The following is a 4,863-nucleotide window of genomic DNA, read 5'->3' on the forward strand; positions in this document are numbered from 1 at the left end:
AGCACCGCGCCAGTCATTGGGCCGGGGCTTCCCGAGCGGTGCGCGCCGCCGTCTTCGCCTGCGAATGAAAAAAGTATGCGCCCGCGGTAGGAGAGCGCTACGCCGCCGCTTCCTGTAGGTTCGCCTACGATGAGCGCGGATGGCTCGTGCAGCGGCATTCTAAAGCGCGCGCCGCGCGAGTCTATCTCTTCGCCGACGGCGGCTACGAAGGTGACGCGCCAGCCATCCGGGACGCAGACTGAGCCGCCTCCCACTGCAAGCGCGCAGCAGGGGCTTTTTGCGTCTACGGAGCCTCGTCCCACCAGTTTTGTGTCGTCAACGTAAAAGGCTGGGCCGCCGGGCACTGTGTCGATGTGGCTCAAAAGCAGCAGCTCTTTGTCTCCGCGCCCCTTCGTGGCGACGACGGAGCCTGCGCCGTCCAGATGCGCCGATTCCCAGCCGAAGCGCGGCAGACGGTCGGCAAGCAGCCGCGCCGCGTCCGCCTCATGCCAGGTGGGGCTTGCCACAGCGACTAAATCTATCAAAAGCGCCACAGATTCAGGAAAGCGCATTATTTCATCTCCCTAAAGACATTTTCCAGTATATTGACGGCCTCAAAAGCCGTTTCGCGCGTGACGCTGAATGAAGGCAGCAGCCGCACAACGCGCGGGCCCGCCGCAAGGCAGAGCAGCCCGGCCATTTGCAGCGCGTGTACGGCGGGCTGAGAGGGTACGTCTGTCTCCGCTCCGATAAGGAGGCCGGCCGCGCGCACCTCTGTTATGTGCGGGATATTCCTTTTTGTTATCTCTTCTTTTATAAAGGCGCCTATATCCGCGGCGTGGGCGCAGAGGCCCCTTTCTTTGATGAGGCCGAGCGCCGCCGCCGTGACGTGCGCAGTCAGTTCGTTGCCGCCGTATGTGGAGCCGTGCGAATGCGCGGGGAAGTCTCCCAGCTCTTCGCGCCATACTACGGCGCCCGCAGGCATCCCTCCGGCGAGCCCCTTTGCGACGCAGATGATGTCAGGAGCCAGTCCGTGCAGCGATGAGGCAAAGAAGGCGCCGCAGCGGCCCAGCCCGCTCTGCACTTCGTCGGCTATAAGGAAGGCGCCGCGCGCGCGGCACGCCTCGGTTATGAGCCGGCCCGTCTCTTCGTCGAGCGGGCAGACGCCGCCCTCGCCCTGCACCGGCTCGATGAATACGGCCATCGTGTCGCTGTTTATCGCCTGCGGAAGCGCCGTAGGTGCGCAGTGCGTGACGTTTGGGATGAGCGCGGAAAATGGCGCGCGGTATTTCGGGTTGAAGGTAAGTCCCAGCGCGCCGCAGCTCCGCCCGTGGAAGGCGCGTCGGCAGGCCAGTATTTTGTGCCTGCCTGGATTGAGCGCCGCCGCCAGCTTCAGCGCGCCTTCGACCGCCTCCGTTCCGCTGTTGCAGAGAAAGACTTTGCCGCCGCGTATCTCATCCGCAAGCATCTTTGCCGTTTGTTCACGGACTGGCGATTCGCAGCCCGCGCCGCAGCTCCACACGCCGCGCGCGCCGCGCGTCAGCGCCTCAACGAGCGCCGGCTCAGAATGACCGAAAAGCGCGGCTCCGTGTCCGTTGAAAAAGTCGATATAGCGCCGTCCCTCCGCGTCCCAGACAAAGGAGCCTTCGCCGCGCGCAAGCGAGATGCCGCGTCCTCCGTAGAGCGAACTTAACGAGCCAGCCATGTCGCGTTCCCCGCTACAGCGTTTGCGATAGGTTCCGCCGCTCGCCCGTCGGCAAGGCAGACGGCGGGCGTGCCAAGTTCGAGCGCCTCTTTGCAGGCGACCAGCTTTCTTTTCATATTGCCCTGTGCGTAGTGTTCAAGAATTTCCCACTGTGAAATCGCGCCGTTTTTGATGAGGGAGGCGGGGTCGTTCAGCTCCTTCATAAGCCCGGGGACGTTTGAGAGTATAAAGAGCGCTCCTGCGTGAAGCGCCGCCGCTATCTGCGCCGCGAGCCTGTCGCCGTCCACGTTGAGGGAAACAAAAAGCGTTTCGTCGAGCGCAAGAGGCGCAACTACCGGCACGCAGCCAGCGTCAAGCGCCTCAAGCAGCGGCGCTGCGTTTATGCGCTTCACCGTGCCGCTGTAGTTGCCGCGAAGAAGCCGCGTCCTGCCGCCCACGCTTTCACGGATGACGTCCTTGCGCGCGGCTTCCGCGTATGGCGCGGCCTCCGGGTCCATCTGACGCGCCGCGGCGCCCCGTTCTTGGAGCATGGAGGCGATGCGCGCGCCGTAGGAAAGCGCCGCCTCGCGGAAGAGCTCGCGCTCCGTTTCGCCGACGAAGCGGCTCCTGTAGCCTGATGGGCTTGTGACCATGCGTATCTCAACGCCGCGCTCGCGGCAGAGGGCGTCCATAGCACCGCTTGCGCCGTGCGCCACCACCCAGCGCTCGCCCGCGGCGCTGCGCCGCGCTATTTCGGAAATGAGCGGTTCAAGGCTGTTTCCCGGCGCGCCGCCTATTTTTACAACATTTATCCGGTTTTCGTTAGTCGTCATAATATTTTCCTCCTATGCGGGATATACTGGCATCATGTCCAGCCCGTCGGTCTCCGGCAGTCCGAACATCAGGTTTGCGCACTGCACGGCGGATCCTGCCGCGCCCTTCATCAGATTGTCGATGGCGGAGGCCGCTATCATCCGGCGTCCGTCCTCCGCGAGCATAAAGCCGGTAAGTACGCGGTTGCTGCCGAGAACGAAGCGCGGGTCTGGTATGCGGAAATGCGCCGGTTTTGCGGGGGTGAAGGAGACGAATGGTTCGCCCGCCCACGTAGCGCGCCAGAGCTTCCAGATTTCGGCCTCGCGCACGGCGCGCGAGAGCTTTACGTGGGCGACGCACTGGATGCCGCGCACCAGCTCTACCGCCGTTATCCCCATAGTGAAGTTTTCAAGCGGAAGCGACAGCTCCTGCGACGCCTCCGCCATGTGTCTGTGGACGAACGGGCTGACGACGCGCAGGGAGCGGCTGCGCATTGCGTGCGCTGAGCCGGCGTCAGGGTTTGCGCCTCCCTCTGAGGAACCGGCGCGGCACTCTATGCGCGCCTCCTCAATGAGCCCGGCTCTTGCAAGAGGCAGCAGCGCCGTTATCGAAGCCGTCGCGTTGCACCCTACGCCGGAAATGAGGCGCGCGCCGCGCATCTGGTCGCGGTGCAGCTCCGGCAGCCCGTAGACCGCCTCGGAGAGCAGCTCGGGCGCAGGGTGCTCCACTTTGTACCACTCGCGGTAGGCCTCGGCGCTCTTTAAACGAAAGTCCGCGGAAAGGTCGATGACCCGCTCGTTCGCGGCAAGCCTGCGCACCGCCTCCGAAGCCGAAGCGCGGTGGGGCAGGGCGAGGAAGGCGAGCGCCGGCGCGATAGCCGCGGCATCCTCTGGAGATATAAAATTCATCTCGCCGTATACGTGGCGCAGGTGCGGATGTACCGCGCCTATCGGCGTGCCGGCCTTTGAGCGGGAGATGGCGCCCGCAACTTCAAAGCGCGGATGGCGCGCGAATATCCTAAGAAGCTCTCCGCCCGCAAAGCCGGTGGCGCCCCATATAGAAACCGGGATCCTGTCAGTCATTTATAAAAACTCCTTCGTATTCAAAATAAAAAGTATAAAAAAAGGTCCGCCTCACGAGGCGGACCGCAGCTTTTTGCTCTGTGCCGGAACTACGCCGACACCGCTGAAAACCACGACCCGCTGTACAACCGCTTTATTCCGCGCTTGCATTTGTTTTCGCACTTTATTTTTGTCTCTGCCGTGTAAAAAACAGAAAAGGTCATCTTAACCGCGCCTCGCGTTCCATGCGGCCTCAACCACCGCGCCGGGAATGTCTTTGCCGGTGGGCGCTATCGAGTTGCGGAACTCGCCGCCGTCGTTTACCTCGTTGACGAGCCAGCGTCCGTCTCCTTTAAAGAGGTCTACCGCAAGAAACTCTCCGCCTATAGCCCCGTGCACCGAGCGCAGGATGGAGCTTACCTCTTCATCAAGCGGCATGTTTTCCGCCTGTCCGCCGCGCGCGGTGTTCGTGATCCAGTGTTCGCTGGAACGCGCAATAGCGCAGAGCGGTTCTCCGTTCACAACAAAGGCGCGCACGTCAAAAGAGCCTTTGTCGACAAATTCCTGGATGTAGAAGATATTGTGCATCGCGCCGAGCATCGCCTTGTGTTCAAAGACGGCCTCCGCCGCCTCGCGGTCGTTCAGCTTCGCAAGCAGGCGCCCCCAGCTTCCGCTTACAGGTTTGCAGACGGCGGGATAGCCGATGCGTTCTACCGCGTCAAGCGCGGCCTCCTGCGTGAAAGCGGCCAGATACTTCGGCTGCGCAATGCCAGCGCGTTCAAGCGCCGCGCTCGTTGAGAGCTTGTTTCCGCAGAGCTTCATGACGCGGGAGGCGTTGACCACAGTGACGCCCTCGGTCTCAAGCAGCTCGGCGACCGCCTCGTTTTGGTTGTGCGAAACGCAGCGCGCAAGCACGACGTCGTCAGGCGCGCAAAACGGCGCGCCGCCGATGACCGCGTCCGTCACATTCTGAAGCTCGCACGGGACGCCAAGCCTGTCGGCCGCCTCCTTCAAGAGCTTTTCCTCAAGGCGGAGCCTTGTGAAGGCAATACGCAGAACGGCCATTACTCGCCCCAGTCCTCCTGAACCTGCGGCGCCTCCTCGACCGTTATCGGGTCAAGCGCCACCACTTCAAGCTCAGTTCCGCAGTCCGGGCAGACGAGCAGCTCTCCCTCGCAGCATCCTTCGGGAAGTCCAACATTCGCTTCGCATACGATACAAGTTGCAGTCATGATAAATATTCCTCCGTAAATTATATTGTTTAATATTTTATTTAAATAAACTAATAGCTATTAAATTGACAGATAATAATGCGTCACCACCGTG

At 62.0% G+C, this 4,863-nt stretch carries 6 protein-coding genes; all 6 read right to left on the bottom strand.

Annotation, left to right across the window (positions count from 1 at the left end; all coding sequences use genetic code 11):
• A partial coding sequence (locus tag RRY12_12145; protein ID MEG2185422.1) for an acetyl-lysine deacetylase occupies window positions 1-551 on the bottom strand: 551 nt, incomplete at its 3' end.
• Window positions 551-1,684 (bottom strand): aminotransferase class III-fold pyridoxal phosphate-dependent enzyme, encoded by a 1,134-nt coding sequence (locus tag RRY12_12150; protein ID MEG2185423.1) that lies wholly within the window; start codon window positions 1,682-1,684, stop codon window positions 551-553. The genes RRY12_12150 and RRY12_12145, both read right to left, overlap by 1 nt.
• Window positions 1,669-2,496, bottom strand: coding sequence for a uridylate kinase (locus RRY12_12155; protein MEG2185424.1), 828 nt, complete (start codon window positions 2,494-2,496; stop codon window positions 1,669-1,671). Before RRY12_12155 ends, RRY12_12150 begins: the two co-directional genes overlap by 16 nt.
• Window positions 2,497-2,508: 12 nt before the next feature.
• On the bottom strand, window positions 2,509-3,558 hold the full coding sequence (argC, locus tag RRY12_12160; protein ID MEG2185425.1) for an N-acetyl-gamma-glutamyl-phosphate reductase: 1,050 nt from the start codon (window positions 3,556-3,558) through the stop codon (window positions 2,509-2,511).
• 204 nt (window positions 3,559-3,762) lie between these two features.
• The gene (locus RRY12_12165) at window positions 3,763-4,602 is read right to left on the bottom strand and encodes a RimK family alpha-L-glutamate ligase (GenBank protein ID MEG2185426.1); all 840 of its coding nucleotides are present in this window, start codon (window positions 4,600-4,602) and stop codon (window positions 3,763-3,765) included.
• On the bottom strand, window positions 4,602-4,769 hold the full coding sequence (gene lysW, locus RRY12_12170; protein MEG2185427.1) for a lysine biosynthesis protein LysW: 168 nt from the start codon (window positions 4,767-4,769) through the stop codon (window positions 4,602-4,604). Before lysW ends, RRY12_12165 begins: the two co-directional genes overlap by 1 nt.
• Window positions 4,770-4,863 lie beyond the last annotated feature (94 nt).

This window comes from Cloacibacillus sp. (genome assembly GCA_036655895.1).
Classification (GTDB): Bacteria; Synergistota; Synergistia; order Synergistales; family Synergistaceae; genus JAVVPF01.